Raw genomic sequence first — 20,219 nt, forward strand, 5'->3', positions numbered from 1 at the left:
AAATGTTAGAAGAGCAATTAGATACTTTTATCGCTCGTTATCAAGAGCTTGCTGAGCTTTTAAGTGATCCAGATGTGATTAATGACCATAAACGCTTCCGAGACCTAGCTAAGGAAGAAGCTGATCTACGTCCTAAAGTAGATACTTTTAAGCACTATAAGGAAGTTGTTTCAGGCATCGAAGACACTGAAGAGCTGATTAAAGAGACATCTGAAGAGGACATGTTAGAGCTGGCTAAGAATGAACTCGATCAATTAAAAGCTGAGCGTGACGATTTAGAAGAAGAAATTAAGGTTTTAATGTTGCCTAGTGATCCTAATGATGACAAGAACATTATTATGGAAATCCGTGGGGCAGCTGGTGGGGATGAGGCCCAATTATTCGCAGCTGACCTCTTTGAAATGTATTCGCGCTATGCAGAATCCCAAGGCTGGCATGTTGAAGTTGCTGACGCCTCATCTAATGACTTAGGGGGCTATAAAGAAATTATTCTTCAAATTTCAGGGGACAAAGTCTATTCAAAATTAAAATATGAAAGTGGTGCTCACCGGGTGCAACGGGTGCCTAAAACCGAATCCCAAGGTCGTGTCCATACTTCAACAGCTACGGTTGGTGTTATGCCAGAATTGGAAGATTTAGACTTTGAAATTGATGAGAAGGACATTAGAACCGATATTTATCGCGCTTCCGGTGCTGGTGGACAACACGTTAACAAGACTAGTTCAGCGGTACGGATGACCCATATTCCGACCGGTATTCAAGTAGCTATGCAGGACCAACGTTCCCAACAACAAAACCGGGAAAAAGCTATGCTTATCTTGCGGTCACGGGTTTATGACTACTATCAATCACAAGAACAAGATGAATACGACGAAAAAAGAAAGAACTTAGTAGGAACAGGGGACCGGTCTGAGAGAATCCGAACCTATAATTACCCACAAAACCGGGTAACTGACCACCGTATTAACCTAACTTTACAAAAATTAGATCGCATTATGGGCGGAGAATTAGATGAAATAATCGATGCCCTGATTCTTGCTGATCAAGCGCAAAAATTAGAGGAACTCAATGAAACTACCATCTAATCAGCTACGATTTATAGAAGCTCAGCAATGGGCTTCTTCTTTTTTGGAATCAAACAGTAAGGACCCAGCAATTGCCTATCACCTTTTATTAGGCATGATGGATTGGGATGTAACGACTTGGTATCGTAAGCAACAAGATCAAATGGATCTAGTGATCATGAAAGACTACCAGGAAATGGTGAAAAAAATAGTCGATGAGGATATGCCTTACCAGTATTTACTAGGGGAGGCATGGTTTTATGGCTACCGCTTTCGAGTGAATGAGGCTACTTTGATTCCTCGTTTTGATACGGAGCGCTTGATTGATTGCGTTCACTCCTTAAGAGAAACACGCCAATTGGTCAAACAAGCTGATGTCTTAGATTTAGGAACAGGGTCAGGGGCAATTGCAGTAACTTTAGCTAAAGAATTTCCTGATTTGAATTTGACGGCTGTTGATATCTCTTCAGATGCCCTAGCAGTTGCTAAGGAGAATGCCCATTTTCACCAAGTTACTATTGAGTGGATCCAGGGGAATATGTTAAACGCTGTTCCTCAGCGAAAATTTGATCTGATTATTTCTAATCCGCCCTATATCAGTGAAAATGAAATTGATGAAATGGGGGCGGACGTCTTAAAGTATGAGCCGAAGCTAGCTCTCTTTGCCAAAGACGATGGTTATTATTACTATAAGCAATTCGCCCGCCACATCCAGTCCTTTATGAAGGCTGACGGGATCCTATTAATGGAATGTGGAAGTCACCAAGCCGCTAAGATTATCAGTCTCTTTAAAAAGTCAAATCCTAAGGCTGAAGTGAAATCGATTAAAGATTATAATGGTATTGATCGAATAATCTATGTGCAATGGAAGAAGGATAAATAAAATGATTACCAAGCGCTTTACATTTGAACAGACTGCTCAGGCAGCAGAATATTTAAAACAAGGCCAATTGGTTGCCTTCCCTACGGAAACTGTCTTTGGTTTAGGAGCGATTGCGAATAACGAAAGGGCAGTGGCTTCTGTTTATCAAGCTAAGGGGCGTCCTAGTGATAACCCCCTTATCGTTCATGTCTGCCGTAAAGAAGATTTATTTCGTTATTCTAATATAGTCAATGAAGCGCAAGCTGCAATTGCTAAAAAACTGACTGATCAATTCTGGCCAGGGCCTTTGACCTTGATTGTTCCGACTAAGGTTGGAATTTTTGGTCCAACCGTTACCGGGGGGTTAAAGACAGTGGGCATTCGGATGCCCGACCACGACTTCACCTTAGCAGTCATTAGAGAAACAGGTTTTCCGATTGTGGGACCATCTGCTAATTTATCAGGCAAACCGAGTCCAACGACGGTTGACCATGTTTTACATGATTTTGATGGTAAAATCGCGGGAGTATTAGATAGTCAACCTACCCATATTGGCGTGGAATCGACGGTGTTAGATATTAGTAATCCAGAAGAATTGGCTATTTTAAGACCAGGTGCGATCACCTTAAAAGACTTACGGAATGCCTTACCGGAACAAAGAATTATCGACGCCACCCAGCAAATTGCTGAAGATTCTAAGGAACATCCCAAGGCACCTGGGATGAAATATCGCCACTATAGTCCCCATCAAGAAGTTATTGCCATCAGTCATGACAAGCTCCTTGAACTTATTGCTTCGAAGCAGGGATTATCTCCTGAGAGTGCGGTGATCGCTAGCGATGAAATATTGAGTCACTTAGATGCTAACCTGCCTACTTTTAGTTTAGGGACTAATGAAGCAACAGCTACCCACCTTTTATTTGCGGGGTTACGGGCCTTTGATGATAATGATCAAATTAAAAGACTATATGTTGAATTATTAGCTGATACAGAGGCCAATACCGCTTACCGTAATCGTTTACTAAAAGCTGCCAGTAAAAAGATAGAATCGTAAACATCTATCACGATCTATGGTAAAATCGACTTAGTATCAACAGATACGATCTGTATTGAAAGAAGTGAGATAATGGATGAAGTTTTTACCTTAATTGATCAAGAAAGACAGCGTCAAGAAAATGGTATCGAGTTAATTGCTAGCGAAAACTGGGTATCAAAGGAAGTTTTAGCCGCACAGGGGAGTATTTTAACCAATAAGTATGCGGAAGGCTATCCAGGAAAAAGATACTATGGCGGTTGTGAGGTCGTTGATAAGATTGAACAATTAGCCATTGACCGCGCTAAGAAATTATTTAACGCAGACTTTGTGAACGTCCAGCCTTATTCCGGTTCGGGAGCTAATATGGCCGTTTATGATGCCCTCCTTAAAGCTGGGGATACGGTTTTAGGAATGAATCTGACCGATGGTGGGCATTTGACCCATGGCTCTCCAGTTAATTTCTCTGGGCGGCGCTATCATTTTGTTTCCTACGGTGTCGATCCCGAAAGCGAACAGCTGGATTATTCCGCTATTCGTCAAACTGCCTTGGAGGCAAAGCCAAAAATGATTGTGGCAGGGTATTCTGCTTACTCTAGAAAGTTAGACTTTAAAGCCTTTCGCCAAATCGCTGATGAAGTCGGGGCTCTTTTAATGGTCGATATGGCTCATTTTGCTGGTTTGGTAGCAGCTGGAATCCATGAAAATCCAGTTGACTATGCTGATGTAGTGACTTCAACTACCCATAAAACCCTGAGAGGTCCCCGGGGAGCGATTATTTTAACCAATAATCCTGACTACGCTAAAAAAATTAATAGCCGAATTTTCCCCGGTAACCAAGGTGGTCCCTTACTCCATGTTATTGCTGCTAAGGCGGTCGCTTTTCAAGAGGCTTTAAATAGTGACTTTAAAGATTATATGGAAAACGTAGTGATCAATGCCCGGGCCATGGCTAGCGAATTTAGTAAAGCTGGTATTCATGTGGTGTCTGGTGGAACGGATAACCACTTAATCGCTTTTAGAGTCAGTGACTTTGATTTAACGGGTAAAGCAGTCGAAGAGAAGCTTGGTCAAGTCCATATCACGGTCAATAAGAACACCATTCCAGGTGAAACTTTGCCGCCTACCCAATGCAGTGGCATTCGCATCGGGACACCAGCGATAACGACACGTGGCTTTACCGCAGATGATTGTCGCTTGCTGGCACAATTGATTGTTCAAGTTGTCAAATATTTTGATGATGATCAAGTCATTGCCAAGGTTAAGGAACAAGTTAAGCAACTGACCCAAAAATATCCGCTCAGTGAGTAAAGTAGGGAAATAGATTTAAAAAGAAGGAGTTTCTTATGAACAAAGAAGGATTACATATTGTTAACCACCCCTTAGTACAACACAAATTAGCGATTTTACGCGATAAAGACTTAGGGAGTAAGGACTTTCGTGAACTGGTTGATGAAATCACGGTTTTTGTTGGTTATGAAGCGACACGTGACTTGCCATTAAAAGAAGTTGAAGTCGAAACCCCGATTACAAAAACGACTCAAAAAATGATTACTGGTAAAAAGATGGCCATTGTTCCTATTCTTCGGGCTGGCTTAGGTATGGTTGACGGAATCCTATCTTTGTCACCAGCTGCTAAAGTAGGCCATATTGGTATGTATCGTGATGAAGAAACTTTAGAACCACACGAGTATTTCTTTAAAATGCCTAGTGACATTGAAGAACGTCAAGTACTTGTTGTAGACCCTATGTTAGCAACAGGTGGGTCAGCTATTCTAGCCATTGAGGCCTTGATGAAACGCAATGTTTCGCCTGCCGATATTAAGTTCTTATGTATGGTTGCTGCTCCTGAAGGGGTAGAAGCTTTACAAGCAGCCCATCCTGAAGTGGAAATTTATACAGCCGCTCTTGACGAAAAGCTCAATGAAGATGGCTATATTGTTCCTGGTTTAGGGGACGCTGGTGACCGCTTGTTCGGTACCCTTTAATTTAAGGAAAAAGTTTCGTTAGAAAGTATAGGAAAATGGATGGTGTCTAAATAAATGGAAACGATGGTCGTTAAAGGCGGTCAGCGCTTAGAAGGAACTGTACAAGTCGATGGAGCCAAAAACACGGTGCTTCCTATTTTGGCTGCAACATTATTAGCCGAGGAAGGAAAAAGTGTCATTGAAAATTGTCCTTTATTTTCTGATGTCTATTTAATGAATAAGGTTTTAGATTATCTTGATGCTCAAGTGGACTTTGATGAAGCAGCTGGAGTGATAACAGTGGATGCTAGTGGGGCTATCCAAAGTGAAGCGCCTTTTGAATTTGTCAGTAAGATGCGCGCCAGTGTCGTCGTTATGGGACCTTTATTAGCTCGCTTAGGTTGTGTCAAAGTGGCCATGCCAGGGGGTTGTGCTATTGGCTCACGGCCCATTGACTTACATATTAAGGGTTTTGAGGCCCTGGGAGCTAAGGTGACGACCGAAAATGGTTATATTGAAGCTCGTTGTGATGAATTAGTCGGTACTGATATTTACCTGGACTTTCCTAGTGTAGGAGCAACTGAAAATATTATGATGGCGGCAACACTAGCTAAAGGGGACACCATTTTAGAAAATGTTGCTAAGGAACCTGAAATTGTTGACTTGGCTAATTTCCTCAACCGTATGGGGGCAAGGATATCTGGGGCAGGTACCGATATCATCCGAATTCGAGGCGTTGAGTCTCTGCATGGTACCCAGCATGCCGTCATCCATGACCGCATTGAAGCGGGAACATTTATGGTAGCTGCAGCAGTCACTGGAGGCAATGTCCTGGTTAAAGATGCGGTAGCAGAACATAATCTTCCCTTAATTTCTAAATTAAAGGAAATGGGGGTTCAAATTGAAGAAGAAATGGAAGGAATACGGGTTATCGGTCCGAAAGAATTAAAGGCCACAAATATAAAAACCATGCCCTATCCCGGTTTCCCTACAGATATGCAGGCCCAATTCAGCATTGCCCAAGCCATTGCCCATGGAAGTTCAAAATTAGAAGAGACCGTTTTTGAAAATCGTTTTATGCACTTAGAAGAATTAAGACGGATGAACGTTTCTTTTAATATTACCAGTGATACTGCGACGATTGATGGCCCTAACCACTTACAGGGAGCAGCAGTTGTGGCAACTGATTTACGTGCAGCAGCAGCTCTAATTATTGCTGGCTTAGTGGCAGAAGGCATTACCAAGGTAAGTAAATTAGAATATCTCGATCGCGGTTACGCGAATTTTGATAAAAAATTGCAAGCTTTGGGAGCTAAGGTTATTCGGCTTGATCTTGATAAATATAGTCAGGAAGAAATTGAGAGCCGCTTAGATGAGGTTGGATCATGAACAAGGAGCTTTTAGTCAGTCGATTTAAAAACCTTTTTAAGTGGTTACTTATCTGCCTTTTAGGAATGGTTCTCTTATTTTTAATTGGCTTATTACTTGGTTATGGTATTAGTAGTGACCACCAGCTATTTAATGTCTTTAACCAAGATGTTTGGAACCATTTATACGCTTTCTTTCAATAACAACTAAAAGAAAAGGAGCGACTTCAGTGAAAGATTATTCACTGGAGTCGCTCCTTTTTTACATGCTTATTGGTTTAAACTGGCATGATAACAGGTAGAATCATTGGGTTACGTTTGGTACGCTTGTGTAGGAAAGGATAGAGGGCGTTTTGAATACTATCACGGAGTATCTTCTCATTGACTTCCTTTCCTGAGTTGAGATGACCAATAACCGTCGTTTGAACAACCTTTTGGGCATCTTTAATTAAGTCGCCAGATTCACGCATATAAATAAATCCACGTGAGACAATGTCAGGACCTGCAACTAATTCGTTATTTTCAAAGTTAACGGTAACGACAACGATGACGATACCATCCTCGGAAAGATTATGCCGGTCACGGAGGACAATATTACCGATATCACCGATCCCCTTACCATCAACATAGACAGCATCAGCAGGGACCTTACCAGCCTCTCGCCAGGAGTCTTGGGTTAGGGCAGCAACTTGTCCATTATCATGGATGATGACGTTTTCTTCAGGTACACCAACAGCTTGGGCGGTTTCACCATGAACACACAGCATGCGGTACTCCCCATGAACAGGCATAAAGAATTTTGGCTTCATTAAGCGAAGTAATAACTTTTGTTGTTCTTGACTAGCATGTCCCGAAGTGTGGACATTATTAATCTTGCCATGAACCACCTCTGCACCAGATTCTAATAACTTGTTAATCAGATTATTGACGCTGGATAAGTTACCAGGAATTGGGGAAGAAGAAAATACGACGGTATCTGTTGGGTGCAAGGTTACTTGACGGTGGGTGCCATTAGCAATCCGACTTAGGGCAGCTAGTGGTTCCCCCTGAGACCCTGTACACATAATCATGATCTCGTTATCCGGATAGTCGTTAATTTCTTTTGATTCAATGAAGGTACCTTCTGGAATATTAAAATAGCCAATTTCTTGGGCATTACGGAAGGCGTTCTCCATTGAGCGCCCAAATACGGCGATTTTTCTGCCAGTGTTGACAGCTATTTCTATGGCTTCACTTAACCTGGAGATATTAGAAGCGAAGGAAGCAAAAATGATTCTGCCTTCGATTGGCGTCATAATATCTTTCAATGAATTGGACACATAGTGTTCAGACATGGTCCAACCAGGAACTTCAGAGTTGGTTGAATCAGCTAATAAGAGTAAGAGACCCTCATCACCGATACGAGCCATTTTGTGCAAGTCTGCATGCTTACCAATTGGAGTAAAATCGAATTTATAGTCTCCTGTGAAAGCAACGGCTCCAACGGGAGTCTTAACTAAAATTCCCTTGGCGCCAGGAATTGAGTGGTTTACTGTGAAGAAAGAAACGGATGTTTTATCAAAATTAATGATAGATTCGTCATCGATTTCATGTAAAATCGCATCACCTAATAAACCATGTTCTTCTAATTTACCTCGAATTAAAGCCAGTGCTAATTGATCAGCATAAATGGGAAAATTCACTTGTTTTAATAACCAAGGAATTCCACCGATATGGTCTTCGTGGCCATGGGAAACAAAGATTCCTTTTACCTTATCTTTATTCTCAATGAGGTAGCTATAGTCTGAAATTACATAATCGATGCCAAGTAATTCATCGTCAGGAAATTTAACCCCATTATCCATAATAATGATTTCGTCTTGGTATTGGACCACGTACATATTCTTCCCAATTTCTCCAAGACCACCAATGGCAAAGACATAAACTTCATTATCTTTTACTTCAAAACTCATTATTTATCAAACTCCGTAAGATGAAAATCTGGGCTTTTTTGTTCATAGGCCAGATGGGCTTCATCTAATGCTTGGATGTGTTCAACGAGATAAGGGGTATTTTCTCGTAATTGTTGGCGTACATCGATAATGCTATCGGACTCGATATAGAGTGCTTGAGTTTTTTCACGAACAGGTGCTTCGTTAGCTTTTTCTTGATAAGTCACCTTAAATATCATAAAATTCTCCTTTTCTAGTATTAATTAGCTTGTTTATTGGAATTGAATCAATATCGCTTGTTCTATTTTAGCATAATGACAGAGCTTTGCCTAAATAAAGTTGTTCTAGCAAGTTCCTGCTTCATTAGGCGAGTTAAACATAAAAATAAATCGATATAAATTGGCAGGCGGTCCCTAATAGAACAAATAGGTGCCAAATGGTATGGAAATAGACATATTTATGATCGAAACGATAGAAAGAAGTTCCTAGCGAATAAAAAAGTCCCCCGGCTAAAAGCCATAGAAGGCCAGCCAGAGATACCGACTGGATGATTGGGTAAACAATAAAGACAGCTAGCCAGCCCATACTTAAATAAATGTAGGTTGAGTATTTTTTCAACCAATGCCGCTTATAGATTTCACAATAAAGACCTAAGGCTACAATTAACCACTCAATGAAGATAATTAGCCAGCCCAGGGAGTTGTTTAAAGCAATTAAACAAAAGGGGCTATAGGAGCCAGCAATGAGAAAATAAATACTGCAATGATCAAAAAAGCGGAAGATTGGGGCTACCTTGGTAAAATATAGCGCATGGTACATGGTTGAGAAGAAATATAAGTTAACCATCGACAAGCCATAAATAGTGTAAGCCATTAGCCGATTAAGTTCTTGAAAATGGAGAGCTTTGCTAATTAAAAGTCCCGTACCAATTAAGGCTAAGAGTAAGCCGATGCCATGGCTAATCGCACTAAAAATTTGACTTGTTACTTGATAGGATCGCGAATTCAATATCTGGGGATTTGAAAACAAGAGGTTTGGTTGCTTTTCCATGGTCATCCTACTTTCCATTAAGCTCACTTTATAATTATATAATAACACAAGTCCTTAATCGGTGTTGGAGGAAGAAAATGTGGACTTTGTCTTGCAAGCTTGACTTAAAGTCGTCCTAATTTATCTTTAATAGCGTCTTCTGCTATAATTGTAGGGAACTGAGGAGGTAGCAGAATGGCATTTAATCCTAAAAACTTTGATTTTTCACTCGCAGACGATTTACTCAACCAGGCCGGCGATACTATTAATGAAATGGAAAAAATTGAAATTCTTGTCGTTGGAAAAACTGGTGTGGGTAAAAGTACTTTAATTAATAATATCTTTCGAGAAGAACTGGCTAAAACGGGCGTAGGAAAACCCATCACCCAACATATTCAAAAGCTTAGTAAAGAAGACATGCCCATCAATTTATATGATAGTCGGGGACTAGAACTTTCAAAAGAGGTACAAAAGCAAATTAAAGAAGAAATTAATGCTTTACAAGCTGATCTCACTAAAGAGGGTAGCTATTTGCACGCAGCTTATTACTGTATCAATGCGAATTCTCAACGGATTGAAGAAATGGAAATTGACTTGATTGAGGAGCTCGCTGACCATATGCCAGTTATTGTCGTTTTGACCCAATCAATTGGTGAAGCAGGTGATACCATGAAGGCTTATATTGAAAGTCTTAATTTACCTATCCAGGGTGTCATTCCAGTCATGGCAGCCGATTACAGGATTAATGATCAAGTCACTATTGAAGCTTTCGGCTTGGAAGACTTACTTAATTTAACTTTCTTAGTTATTCCAGAAAACGTTCATCCCGCTTTTACCAATGCTCAACGGATTGATATTAAACGGAAGGCCAAGGCTGCTCGCCGTTGGGCAAAAAAGTCAGTAGCCATGACTTTTGGAGTCGGTTTTTCCCCGATTCCTTTCTCTGACGCCACTTTGCTCGTGCCAATTCAAATTACTATGCTAGCTAGGATAACAGCTATTTTCGGCATCTCTATGCAAAGTAAGCAAGTCATTAGTATCCTAGGGGCAGTGATTGGAACCGGTGGGGCGACTTATCTCGGGCGAACCATTGCCTCAAACTTGGTGAAGTTTATTCCAGGTTTAGGGTCTGCCCTAGGAGGACTTATCTCGGGCTCGACTGCTGCTATGGTGACGACTGCTTTAGCGATGTCCTATATTGAAGTTTTAACCATTATTGCAGTATCAGAGGCGAAGGGCGAAGAAATTTCGCTTGAAAGTCTTAATAAATTAATGAAAACGCACTTTAGAAAACGTCTAAGACGCGGGAAGAAAGATAAAGACTTTCAAGATGTCGAAGACATGAAAGATTAATCGTCATGTGAAGAGCGTGAGACTAGTTTTTATCGATTGACTAGACATGTTAAAAGAATAAAAGAGGAAAACCAGGAGGATGAGCCAAAAGCTCCATTCTCCTGGTTTAATATTAACTATTATTTTTTTCGTGAACGAACAAAGGAATAGAGCAGGTAAAGCCCCAGGACTACTCCCATGACAAAGAATAATAGGGCGATATTGCCGGCATAGTGGCTATTGTTTTGGGAAACGATAAAGCCGGATGAGATGATTATTGCTGACAAAATGAGGGCTGTAACAATTCGGTTAATGATCTGATTAAGTTCTTTAGTTAACTCTTTAACTTCTCGCATGGAGATATTTATTGTCGTACGGCCCTTAATGAATTCAGAGAGGGCCTGGTTGGCTTGCTGGGGGAGAGAAATACCCGACCGCAATAAACGAGTGGATTCGCGGAGCAAGTGATCCTTGTTGAATAAATGACTCTGCTCTAATAAGGAGTGATGGAAGGTAAAATCCATAAAAATAGACATAAAATCAAATTCAGGATTCAAGGATTCACAGATGCCTTCTAGGATAATCACGGTTTTACTTAATTGGACGAACTTAGTGGGAAAAGTTAACTTATATTTTAAGGCAGTTTTCATGACTTCTTGAAAAATTTCTCCCATATCAATCGCTTCCAGGCCAGTGGTGAGGTAACGCTCAAATAACCACTGAACGTCCTTATACAGACTATACTGGTCAGTGATCCGAGGTCCCTTACAGATGATCTGTAGGAGGCGGACTAATTCATCAATATCCTTAAAAGCGAGGGCCTCTAATAAATTAATTAATAATTTTTGATCGGAGGAGGAGAGTGTCCCCATCATTCCTAGGTCAATAAAATAAATTTTTTCCTGACTAATAAGAATATTGCCGGGGTGAGGGTCGGCATGGTAAAAACCATCCTCAAATACCTGGTAAAGAAAAGAATAGACCAGCTTTTCGGCGATATTATTCAAGTCATAGCCCATTTGTTTTAACTTTGAGACATTACCAATAGAAACCCCCGCAATATAGTCCATAACCAATACTTTGTGGGTGGTTAAATCACCATAATAGTTGGGAACGCCAATTAAGCAACGCTTGTCATGGTTGCTTTGAAAACGTCGCATATTATTTGCTTCATTTAAGAAATCCATCTCTAAAAGACTCTGCTGGCGAATTTCCCGGAGAATAGCCACTGGATTGGAGATAATATTGGTGAAAATAGTAGGGATTTTATTGATAACGTGAATGAATAAATCAATATCGGAGATTAATTGCTCTTTGATTTGGGGACGTTGGATTTTAACCACGACCTCTTGACCAGTCTGTAATTGGGCCCGGTGGATTTGGGCAATCGATCCAGTAGCTAGGGCTTCTTTAGCAAAACTTGCGAAGCATTGGTCAGGAGCTTCTCCTAATTCTTCTCTAATAATTTGTTCGGCTTCTTGGTAAGAAAAGGGAGGGGCAGAGTGTTGTAGCTTTTGCAATTCTAAGATGTAAGGTTCTGAGAGGAGGTCGTTTCGAGTGGAGAGTATTTGACCAATTTTAATGAAGGAAGGCCCCAAGGCTTCAAAAGCCTGTCTTAAATTTTTAGCACTTTCCTGGATATCCAATTTTTTAAAACTGCGCTGGTAAACTTCTCCAAAACCAAAGTTAGCTAAAACTTGAATGATTTCGCTTAAGCGATGTGTTTTATTTGCCATGCGATCACTTCCTAAAAAAGATGGGGTTAAATAATTACTCGGCCCAGTCTTGTTCTCTTAAAAGTAAAAAGTCTCAATGAGCTGATTAACTCTTGACTGACGTCTAAGCCAAATATTTATCCTTGAATTCTGATTAATCAGTTATATTCTATGGCAATTCAGCCTTATGAAAAAACGCTTACCCTTAGATAAGCGTTCAGAAAACATTTTCTTAGATCTCATTTAATTTTTCTGATAACTGATTTACTTGGTCAGATAAATTATCAACTTGTACTTGCAAGGATTCGATTTGTTCAGAAAGCGATTGTTTTTGAGTTCGGTCGGTAAAGCTACGTTTTAAGTCTTCAGTCAGTTCTTTACCTTCTTGGACGGTTATTTGTCCCTTATCAATGGCTTGTTTGATCATTTCTTGAGCTTTTTCTAAGGTTAGGCTAGTTCCACCGATAGCAGCTAAAAATAATTTTTTTAGATTATCCATAATTACATTGCCCCTTTTAATTAGTCATCAACAAAAGTAAATAATAATTTTTCTTCTTCTTCATCGTAGTCAACTTCTAGAGAGTGATCATTGTAAAACCAAGCATCATCTTCTTCAGCAAAGAAGGTGATGCCATCGATTGTTTCACTTACCAGGACTTTTTGTGGTTGACTGACTTGAACCATTACCGACACCCCTTCATGAATGTTGGTTTTTCCATAGACTTTACTGGTGAAACGGACAGCATCCCCGGAACCTAAATCCATATCTTCTTTGAAAAACTTTAATGCCTGATCACTAATTCGAATTTGCATATTTTCACTCCCCTGTATCTTTAAACTAGCTCCATTATAGATGAAAAGAGAATACTTGACTAGTCAAAGGCTTGGGGGTCAAAATGCCTGAGTTTATTAGAGCTTTTCTTATTTTATTATTTATTTATAGTACAGTTAAATGCTATAATGGAAGTCGATATATTCTAAATGTTCAAGTACAATTTTGTGAAGAAGGGGTTCAATGGCAGCGTCTTATCAAAAAGATATTATTATCAGTCAGGATCAATGTGATCAAGAAGGTCGTATTCAAATTAAGAGCCTCATTGCTCTCTTTTTAGCCCTCTCTGCTGACCACGACCAAGCCCTCAAGCAGGCCGGACTTTGGTCGTTGGACTCGCGTTATATCTGGGTAATCGTTGAAAATCAGTTAAGTATTAACCGTCTAGCAGAATGTAATGAATCTGTCACTGTGGCCACAGAGTTAACAGGGGCTAACGCCTTCTTTGTAAAAAGAAGCTTTAGCTTAGTTGATCAAGAAAGAGCCCTTTTAGCCAAGTGTACCATGGTATTTACTTTGATTGATTTTGTCAGTCGTCAAATCGAGCGGGTTGATACGCTCTCCTTAGATGCCAAACTAGGTATTGATGTTAGCAAGCGCATTCGTTTGAGTAAAATTAAATTTTCACCAACAAAAGATAACGATTTGCTGAGTGAATTCTTGGTTGATCATCAGGCGATTGATCGAAACAAGCATGTTAACAATTTAGTTTATTTGGATTGGATATTTAGGCAAGTGGGGCAAGAATTTTTAGAGAGCTGGCAGGTGAAACAGCTGACCATCATCTATAAGCACGAGCTCTATGAAGGGGACCGCGGCTGGTTAAAATCGGAAATCAATCTAGCGGGAGATAGGCAGTTATTGACCAAGCATAAGATAGTATCGTTTGATGACAATATTCATGCAAGTGTTGAAATATCTTGGAATAGAAAAGACTAGTAAGGGGTTTAGGGAATGGCTTTCAATAATATGTATCATATTATTGATCGTGACGATTGGCATGCTTATCGTAACGAAATTACATCTGATATTAATGTGAAGTTAACTGAAAAGCAATTAGAGGACTTGCTGGCTTTTAATGACCATCTGACTTTAGAAGATGCTAATGATATTTATCAGCCTCTCACACAATTAATTAGTATATACTTTAAAAATTATCAGAGGTTGATTAGTGAACGCAATCAATTTTTAGGGATCAATGATAAAATACCCCCTTTTATTATTGGTATATCGGGGAGTGTTGCCGTTGGTAAAAGTACTACGGCGCGTCTATTACAGCTCTTTTTATCACAATTTTTTCCTTATTTAGATGTTGAATTAATTACTACCGATGGTTTTTTATATCCTAATGAGCAATTAGAACATTGGGATTTAATGCACCGTAAGGGCTTCCCGGAAAGCTATGATATGCATGAATTAAAGAAGTTTTTTATGGCTGTCAAGAGCAATAAGCAGCGCCTCAAGGTGCCTTTGTACTCTCACGAAAGTTATGACCGACTTAATGCCTACCGGGAAATTAAATCGCCCCATATTTTAATTGTTGAGGGGATCAATGTCTTACAATTTGTCGGGTCAGACCAGTTTTTTATTGGTGAATATGCTGATCTGTCTATTTATGTTGATGCTGATACTGAATTAATTGAAAAATGGTATATGGAACGGTTTATTTTACTTCGTGAAAATGCCCAGAGAGACCCCGAGCACTACAACCAACGTTATAGTAAGATGCCCTTAGATGACGCTTTACGTTCAGCTAAGCGGACTTGGGAAAACATTAATTTAGTTAACTTGGAAGACTATATTTTACCTACTCGAGATCGGGCCGACATAGTTATTCATAAAATTGAAAATCACTATATTGATTCAATTAGAATGCGACGCTATTAGGAGAAATGAAAAATGAATTTTGAAAAAAATTGGATAAAAGTTTTTAGTGGAATAGCCATTCTTTTGGCGGTCCTTTGGATAATGAATAATTTAAATATTATCAGTAATTTTATGGGCCAGATTCAAAATGTAATTAGTCCATTTTTAGTTGGGGCAGCAATTGCCTTTATTCTATCGATTCCGGTAAATTATATTGAAAAATACTTAAAAAGAATCGATTATTTTAAAAGGCATCGGAAAACCTTGCGTGGCTTAGCTATTATCCTTTCCTTGATTCTAATCATCTTACTGATTTACTTTTTAATTTTTTTAGTCCTACCTGATTTTGAAGATACGATCACTTCATTCATTTCTATCGTGCCTACAACCATTAGTCAACTCATCTCTAAGGTCATGCGTTTTATTGACCGTCATCCCGAATTAGTGACTTATATCCAACAATTGGATATCAATTTAAATAATTTAGCCCAAAGAGCCATCGCCTTCGTGCAATCCTTAGCTACCAATTTGCTTTCACAAACCTTTACCATCGGTATTGGCCTGGTGAATAGCCTGTTTAATTTATTTATTTCTTTGGTTTTTGGGATTACTGTGGTTTCGGCCAAGGAAACTTTAACCAGACAAGTAAAGAAAGTGATCTATGCCATTTGTAATTTACCTTGGGCAAATTACTTAGTCAATGTGGGAAAGTTAGCCAATGATGTTTTCACTAATTTTGTTAGTGGCCAGGTTCTTGAAGCTTTTATACTTGGAATTTTGGTTTACATTGGCATGTTAATTTGTCATTTTCCTTATGCTTTAACTATTTCAGTGATAATGGGAGCTTCGGGTTTGATTCCTATTTTTGGAGCAATCTTCGGAGCTGTTGCTGGGGCCTTGCTAATCGTTGTGACTAGTCCGACCAAAGCGATCTTATTTATCATTTTTATAACTGTTGTGCAACAACTGGAAGGGAATATTATTTATCCTCGTGTTGTTGGGGGAAGCGTTGGTTTACCTGGCTTATGGACCCTAGTCGCTGTGACTGTCGGCGGTGCCTTCTTTGGCTTACCAGGAATGTTACTCAGTGTTCCTACGGTATCGGTAATCTACCAACTCACAGCAGCTACCATTAATCATCGACTTGATCTGAAAGAATTAGATATCGAAACCTGGAGCGCAGAAATCGATCCTAAATAAGAGCAAAAGGCTGGAACAAAAGTTCCAGCCTTTTTCTTATACAATATTTTAATGGTTTTTAGTAAAGCTAGCAGCAAGAAAACTTATAGTCATCGTTATTAAAAAATGAATTCGCTAATAGCCCATGTGAATTTCTGCGGCACTTTCTTGGTTAAATTGACTATTGTAAAGATCCGCATAGAAACCGTCTTTAGCCATGAGACTATCATGGTTACCGTGTTCGATAATATCACCATTTTTCATGACTAGTATGATGTCGGCATTACGGATGGTTGATAGACGGTGGGCAATGACGAAGCTGGTGCGGTTCTCCATGATACGGTCCATTGCAGATTGAATTAATTGCTCTAAACGAGTATCAACCGAGGAAGTTGCCTCATCGAGAATGAGAATATCAGGATCAGAAACGATCGCCCGGGCGATAGTCATGAGTTGTTTTTGCCCTAGAGAAACATTACTACCTTCTTCGTTAATTTCCATGTCATAGCCCCCAGGTAGGGTACGGATAAAATGATCAACATTGGCTATCTTAGCAGCATCAATCACTTCATAATCACTGGCTTCTAGATCACCAAGGCGAATATTTTCACGGATAGTATCTGTATAGAGCCAAGCATCCTGTAAGACCATCCCAATATGGCTTCTCAAATCATGTCGGCTGATATCTTTGATATTCATGCCATCAATCTTAATGGACCCGTCCAGGACATCGTAGAAGCGCATGAGCAGGTTAATCAGGGTAGTTTTACCTGCTCCAGTTGGGCCAACAATGGCAACTGTTTGACCAGGTTCTACGGTAAAGGAGACATCGTGCATTAAGATATTATCCTCATCATAGGCAAATATCACATGGTCAAAGCTAACTTGTCCTTTAATTGTTAGAGGAAGATGTTCAGTCACTGGTTTTTGGTAGACCTCTTCTTCGCCAAGGAAGGTGAAGATTCGCTGACTGGCTGCTACAGCACTTTGAATCACTCCGATGAGTTGGGTGATAGTTTGGATGGGTTGGTTAATTTGCCAGACATATTGAACAAAGGCTTGTAAGTTACCAATGGTTAATTGTTGGATAAAGACGAAATAAGCACCGAGACCAGTGATTACAATATAGGCTAAATTAGAAATAAAGCTTAAAATGGGTTGGAGAATTTCAGCTAGGAATGCGGCTTTAAAGCCAACTTCCTGCAGATTTTGATTACGTTTTTCAAATTCATCAACCGACTCATTTTCTTTGTTATAGACTTTTATTTCGGTGTAGCCGGATAATTGCTCTTGGGTATAGCCAAAGAGGTGTCCCAAAGCATCTGCTTGTTTTTTAAAGATTGGTTGGGAGTAATTCAAAATAGATTTTGCACTCAAGTAAGTAATAGGCATAGAGATGACACTAACCAAGGCCAGCTTCCAATGCAATATAAACATACTGATTAAGGCAAAACTAATTTGTAAAACGCCGGTTAATAGGGGAAGAACTGATTGCTGGAGGGCATTGGATAAGGTATCCACATCGTTAGTCATTCGGCTAAGAATATCTCCCGTTTGATTTTTATCGAAATAGGAAACTGGTAGGCGATTTGCTTTATGACTAATGGCATTACGCAAATCATAAATCGAATGCTGCACGACATCAGTTAACCAGTATTGACTGAGGTAAAAAGAACCATGGTAGAAGATTCCCCGTAGAAAGTAGAGGGCCATGATTTTTAATAAGTAGTCATAGTTAATTCCAGCTCCTGGCACATTGTTCATGATGGCTAATATATTTTTAGAGATTTCAGTAATTGCTAAGCCTAGGACAATCGGTTCAAGGACATTTGATAGACATAGAACGATTGTACAAATAACACTTAAACTGAACTTAAAGCGGTAGGGAGAAATAAAGTGCCAGAGACTCTTCATTAATTGACGATTATTCTCCATATTCTAATTCCTCCTTGGTAAGTTGTGACGAAGCAATTTCATAATATAGCGGAGATGACTTTAATAGTTCCTTGTGGGTGCCTTTTGCGGCTATTTGACCATGGTCTAAAACGATGATTTGATCAGCATTGATGATGGTACCGACTCGTTGGGCAATAATAATTGTTGTCGCGTCTTTCGTTTCTTCCTTAAGCGCTTGGCGTACAGCAGCGTCAGTTTTATAATCCAAAGCGGAAAAACTATCATCAAATATATATATTTCCCGGTCCCCAATAATTGAACGGGCAATGGATAGGCGTTGGCGCTGGCCACCTGATAGATTAGTGCCGCCTTCGGTCAATTCGGTGTAGTAACGAGTCGCTAGCCGATTGATAAATTCACTAGCCTGTGCGATCGAAGTCGCGTGGTCCATGTCTTCCTCGTCCGCATCAAACTTACCATAGCGAAGGTTGGTGGCAATTTGACCAGAGAAAAGGTTGGCTTTTTGAGGCGTGTAGCCTATTTTAGAGCGTAGAACTTGTAAGTCTAGGTCACGAATATCAATACCATCGAGCTTAATTTCCCCACTGGAGACATCGTAGAAACGGGGGATTAACTTCACAATGGTTGATTTTCCCGACCCAGTGGAACCGATAAAGGCGATGGTTTCCCCAGCCTTTGATGAGAAGCTAATATCTCTTAGGACGGGTTCATCAGCATCCGGATAAGCAAAGTCGACGTGATTGAATTCTAAGCGCCCACTACCATCAGTCTCCATAATCGGATTTTCAGGGTGAGGGACGGTTATTGGTGTATGCATGACTTCGTCGAGTCGCCCTGCTGAAACAACTGCTCGTGGATACATCATGAAAATATTAGCAAAAATGGTTAAGGAGAAGAGGGCTAGCCATACGTACTCAATAAAGGCGACTAAGGTCCCTACTTGAACACTCCCCCTAGCAGCAAAACCAGCACCAAACCAGACGATTAATATGATAGTAATATTCATGATTAAAGAAAAGAGAGAGGGCGTAATGGCCATGGTTTTAAACAGACGACTAGAGTATTGCCGGTAAGTATGGTTGACTTCTTCAAAACGTTCTTCGAAAAATTGTTCCCGGTTAAAGGCACGAACGACTCGAGTACCAGTAATATTTTCTCTGAGAATCCGGTTAATACTATCTAAAGTTTTTTGTTGGGCACGGGAAATCGGTAAGGTTAACCAGGCAATAATGATAATCATGGCCACTATCATAGGTGCCACGGGGAAAACATACAAACCTAATTCGGGCGAAGTCCGTGTAATCATATAAATACTAATAATGATCATCACTGGTGCAGTTGCCAAAGTCCTAAGAGTCATTTGAGTAAACTGCATGAGGATAAAAGCATCGGAAGTCATCCGGTTGGTTAAAGAGGGGACCCCGTAATCTTGAAACTCGTGATGAGAAAGCTTAAGCATTTTTTTAAATAAATCATTACGCAAATTCATTGTCATCATCGTTGACAACTTACTAATAAAATAAGAGCCAAAAATCTGTCCAGCAATCCCTAAACAAGAAATAAAGAGCATAATTGCTAGGAAAAAGTAAAGGTTGGATAAGTCACCTGGTATTAATGCGTTATCAATAATCATTGCTAACATGGTTGGTAAACCTAGGTTAACCACTGAAAACATCAACATACCCAGGAAGATAAATACTAACTCTTTCTTAAAGGGCTTGATATAAGACCAAATATATTTCATAAAAACTCCCCTCAATAAATAAACTATTTACCATCATAAAAGACGATAGAAAAATTAGACAATAATTGTTTTCACACTAAATATATAATAAAAAAAGAAACATTGATAGCCCCATTTATTTGCCTCTCAGTCTAGGATCATGCCTAACTTTGGGGCCTTTTTTATTGTAATCAACTCAAGGACCCGGCGAACGTATTTGATCGAGCGGGAGTGTATCAGATTTGATCGAAAGATAGATTATCATTTTTAACTTAAAACTATTGATTTTTAGGTCGTCCCTAACTAATATTAAGTCAATAAAAAATATAACTTACAAAAAATTAGTTAAACTTCAATTTTATTTATTTGAGGAATTGGAGTTTTACTAGTAAGGAGGAAAAC

General features: G+C 39.6%; 19 protein-coding genes. 11 read left to right on the forward strand and 8 right to left on the reverse strand.

The window, feature by feature from the left end:
• The first annotated feature begins 2 nt into the window (after positions 1 to 2).
• The 7 genes from prfA (at position 3) to DBT49_RS04430 (ending at position 6,497) form a co-directional block, all read left to right on the forward strand.
• Positions 3 to 1,085, forward strand: a complete 1,083-nt coding sequence (prfA, locus tag DBT49_RS04400; RefSeq protein WP_111822352.1) for a peptide chain release factor 1 — start codon at positions 3 to 5, stop codon at positions 1,083 to 1,085.
• On the forward strand, positions 1,069 to 1,947 hold the full coding sequence (gene prmC, locus DBT49_RS04405; RefSeq protein ID WP_111872344.1) for a peptide chain release factor N(5)-glutamine methyltransferase: 879 nt from the start codon (positions 1,069 to 1,071) through the stop codon (positions 1,945 to 1,947). Before prfA ends, prmC begins: the two co-directional genes overlap by 17 nt.
• Before the next feature lies 1 nt (position 1,948).
• Entirely contained in the window at positions 1,949 to 2,980 is a 1,032-nt protein-coding gene (locus tag DBT49_RS04410; protein ID WP_111872345.1) for an L-threonylcarbamoyladenylate synthase, read from the forward strand.
• Positions 2,981 to 3,052: 72 nt separating this feature from the next.
• Positions 3,053 to 4,270 carry a serine hydroxymethyltransferase gene (gene glyA / locus DBT49_RS04415; protein ID WP_070558091.1) on the forward strand — a complete coding sequence of 406 codons (1,218 nt, stop codon included), beginning with the start codon at positions 3,053 to 3,055 and terminating at the stop codon, positions 4,268 to 4,270.
• Between the two features lie 35 nt (positions 4,271 to 4,305).
• Positions 4,306 to 4,947 (forward strand): uracil phosphoribosyltransferase, encoded by a 642-nt coding sequence (gene upp, locus DBT49_RS04420; protein WP_060778123.1) that lies wholly within the window; start codon positions 4,306 to 4,308, stop codon positions 4,945 to 4,947.
• Positions 4,948 to 5,001: 54 nt separating this feature from the next.
• A complete protein-coding gene (gene murA, locus DBT49_RS04425) occupies positions 5,002 to 6,315 on the forward strand; it encodes a UDP-N-acetylglucosamine 1-carboxyvinyltransferase (protein ID WP_070558088.1) in 1,314 nt (437 codons plus the stop codon).
• Positions 6,312 to 6,497, forward strand: a complete 186-nt coding sequence (locus DBT49_RS04430; protein ID WP_070558087.1) for a DNA-directed RNA polymerase subunit beta — start codon at positions 6,312 to 6,314, stop codon at positions 6,495 to 6,497. Before murA ends, DBT49_RS04430 begins: the two co-directional genes overlap by 4 nt.
• A 74-nt stretch (positions 6,498 to 6,571) precedes the next feature.
• Here DBT49_RS04430 and rnjA read toward each other — a convergent pair whose 3' ends face one another.
• The 3 genes from rnjA to trhA form a co-directional block, all read right to left on the reverse strand.
• Positions 6,572 to 8,245, reverse strand: coding sequence for a ribonuclease J1 (gene rnjA / locus DBT49_RS04435; RefSeq protein ID WP_070558085.1), 1,674 nt, complete (start codon positions 8,243 to 8,245; stop codon positions 6,572 to 6,574).
• The gene (locus DBT49_RS04440) at positions 8,245 to 8,463 is read right to left on the reverse strand and encodes a DNA-dependent RNA polymerase subunit epsilon (protein WP_060778127.1); all 219 of its coding nucleotides are present in this window, start codon (positions 8,461 to 8,463) and stop codon (positions 8,245 to 8,247) included. Before DBT49_RS04440 ends, rnjA begins: the two co-directional genes overlap by 1 nt.
• Before the next feature lie 133 nt (positions 8,464 to 8,596).
• Positions 8,597 to 9,274: a PAQR family membrane homeostasis protein TrhA gene (trhA, locus tag DBT49_RS04445; RefSeq protein WP_111872379.1), complete on the reverse strand. Its 678-nt coding sequence runs from the start codon at positions 9,272 to 9,274 to the stop codon at positions 8,597 to 8,599.
• A gap of 174 nt (positions 9,275 to 9,448) precedes the next feature.
• Here trhA and DBT49_RS04450 point away from each other — a divergent pair, with 174 nt between their 5' ends.
• Complete coding sequence (locus tag DBT49_RS04450) at positions 9,449 to 10,606, forward strand: YcjF family protein (RefSeq protein ID WP_070558081.1); 1,158 nt, start codon at positions 9,449 to 9,451, stop codon at positions 10,604 to 10,606.
• A gap of 119 nt (positions 10,607 to 10,725) precedes the next feature.
• Here the strand turns inward: DBT49_RS04450 and DBT49_RS04455 are convergent, their stop codons facing one another.
• The 3 genes from DBT49_RS04455 to DBT49_RS04465 form a co-directional block, all read right to left on the reverse strand.
• A complete protein-coding gene (locus tag DBT49_RS04455; RefSeq protein WP_070558079.1) occupies positions 10,726 to 12,321 on the reverse strand; it encodes an ABC1 kinase family protein in 1,596 nt (531 codons plus the stop codon).
• Positions 12,322 to 12,532: 211 nt separating this feature from the next.
• On the reverse strand, positions 12,533 to 12,799 hold the full coding sequence (locus tag DBT49_RS04460; RefSeq protein WP_070558078.1) for a hypothetical protein: 267 nt from the start codon (positions 12,797 to 12,799) through the stop codon (positions 12,533 to 12,535).
• Positions 12,800 to 12,819: 20 nt separating this feature from the next.
• Complete coding sequence (locus DBT49_RS04465) at positions 12,820 to 13,113, reverse strand: HesB/YadR/YfhF family protein (RefSeq protein WP_070558076.1); 294 nt, start codon at positions 13,111 to 13,113, stop codon at positions 12,820 to 12,822.
• A 202-nt stretch (positions 13,114 to 13,315) separates the two neighbouring features.
• On the opposite strand from DBT49_RS04465, the gene DBT49_RS04470 reads away from it, so the two are divergent.
• The 3 genes from DBT49_RS04470 to DBT49_RS04480 are packed head-to-tail and all read left to right on the forward strand — an operon-like array spanning position 13,316 to position 16,198.
• Positions 13,316 to 14,071, forward strand: a complete 756-nt coding sequence (locus DBT49_RS04470) for an acyl-[acyl-carrier-protein] thioesterase (RefSeq protein WP_070558074.1) — start codon at positions 13,316 to 13,318, stop codon at positions 14,069 to 14,071.
• Positions 14,072 to 14,086: 15 nt separating this feature from the next.
• Positions 14,087 to 15,019 carry a type I pantothenate kinase gene (coaA, locus tag DBT49_RS04475; RefSeq protein WP_070558068.1) on the forward strand — a complete coding sequence of 311 codons (933 nt, stop codon included), beginning with the start codon at positions 14,087 to 14,089 and terminating at the stop codon, positions 15,017 to 15,019.
• A 12-nt stretch (positions 15,020 to 15,031) separates the two neighbouring features.
• Positions 15,032 to 16,198, forward strand: a complete 1,167-nt coding sequence (locus DBT49_RS04480) for an AI-2E family transporter (protein ID WP_070558066.1) — start codon at positions 15,032 to 15,034, stop codon at positions 16,196 to 16,198.
• A gap of 114 nt (positions 16,199 to 16,312) precedes the next feature.
• Here the strand turns inward: DBT49_RS04480 and DBT49_RS04485 are convergent, their stop codons facing one another.
• Both DBT49_RS04485 and DBT49_RS04490 read right to left on the reverse strand, forming a co-directional pair.
• Entirely contained in the window at positions 16,313 to 18,112 is a 1,800-nt protein-coding gene (locus DBT49_RS04485) for an ABC transporter ATP-binding protein (protein WP_111872346.1), read from the reverse strand.
• On the reverse strand, positions 18,102 to 19,838 hold the full coding sequence (locus DBT49_RS04490; RefSeq protein ID WP_070558062.1) for an ABC transporter ATP-binding protein: 1,737 nt from the start codon (positions 19,836 to 19,838) through the stop codon (positions 18,102 to 18,104). The genes DBT49_RS04485 and DBT49_RS04490 overlap by 11 nt, the downstream gene beginning before the upstream one ends.
• Positions 19,839 to 20,219 lie beyond the last annotated feature (381 nt).

The sequence above is a fragment of the Aerococcus mictus genome (genome assembly GCF_003286595.3).
In the GTDB taxonomy this organism is placed as follows: Bacteria; Bacillota; Bacilli; order Lactobacillales; family Aerococcaceae; genus Aerococcus; species Aerococcus mictus.

Bases quoted from the DNA above. Each gene is read 5' to 3' on its own strand.
- prfA (WP_111822352.1), top strand. From the start codon at position 3: ATGTTAGAAGAGCAATTAGATACTTTTATCGCTCGTTATCAAGAGCTT.
- prmC (WP_111872344.1), top strand. From the start codon at position 1,069: ATGAAACTACCATCTAATCAGCTACGATTTATAGAAGCTCAGCAATGG.
- DBT49_RS04410 (WP_111872345.1), top strand. From the start codon at position 1,949: ATGATTACCAAGCGCTTTACATTTGAACAGACTGCTCAGGCAGCAGAA.
- glyA (WP_070558091.1), top strand. From the start codon at position 3,053: ATGGATGAAGTTTTTACCTTAATTGATCAAGAAAGACAGCGTCAAGAA.
- upp (WP_060778123.1), top strand. From the start codon at position 4,306: ATGAACAAAGAAGGATTACATATTGTTAACCACCCCTTAGTACAACAC.
- murA (WP_070558088.1), top strand. From the start codon at position 5,002: ATGGAAACGATGGTCGTTAAAGGCGGTCAGCGCTTAGAAGGAACTGTA.
- DBT49_RS04430 (WP_070558087.1), top strand. From the start codon at position 6,312: ATGAACAAGGAGCTTTTAGTCAGTCGATTTAAAAACCTTTTTAAGTGG.
- rnjA (WP_070558085.1), bottom strand. From the start codon at position 8,245: ATGAGTTTTGAAGTAAAAGATAATGAAGTTTATGTCTTTGCCATTGGT.
- DBT49_RS04440 (WP_060778127.1), bottom strand. From the start codon at position 8,463: ATGATATTTAAGGTGACTTATCAAGAAAAAGCTAACGAAGCACCTGTT.
- trhA (WP_111872379.1), bottom strand. From the start codon at position 9,274: ATGGAAAAGCAACCAAACCTCTTGTTTTCAAATCCCCAGATATTGAAT.
- DBT49_RS04450 (WP_070558081.1), top strand. From the start codon at position 9,449: ATGGCATTTAATCCTAAAAACTTTGATTTTTCACTCGCAGACGATTTA.
- DBT49_RS04455 (WP_070558079.1), bottom strand. From the start codon at position 12,321: ATGGCAAATAAAACACATCGCTTAAGCGAAATCATTCAAGTTTTAGCT.
- DBT49_RS04460 (WP_070558078.1), bottom strand. From the start codon at position 12,799: ATGGATAATCTAAAAAAATTATTTTTAGCTGCTATCGGTGGAACTAGC.
- DBT49_RS04465 (WP_070558076.1), bottom strand. From the start codon at position 13,113: ATGCAAATTCGAATTAGTGATCAGGCATTAAAGTTTTTCAAAGAAGAT.
- DBT49_RS04470 (WP_070558074.1), top strand. From the start codon at position 13,316: ATGGCAGCGTCTTATCAAAAAGATATTATTATCAGTCAGGATCAATGT.
- coaA (WP_070558068.1), top strand. From the start codon at position 14,087: ATGGCTTTCAATAATATGTATCATATTATTGATCGTGACGATTGGCAT.
- DBT49_RS04480 (WP_070558066.1), top strand. From the start codon at position 15,032: ATGAATTTTGAAAAAAATTGGATAAAAGTTTTTAGTGGAATAGCCATT.
- DBT49_RS04485 (WP_111872346.1), bottom strand. From the start codon at position 18,112: ATGGAGAATAATCGTCAATTAATGAAGAGTCTCTGGCACTTTATTTCT.
- DBT49_RS04490 (WP_070558062.1), bottom strand. From the start codon at position 19,838: ATGAAATATATTTGGTCTTATATCAAGCCCTTTAAGAAAGAGTTAGTA.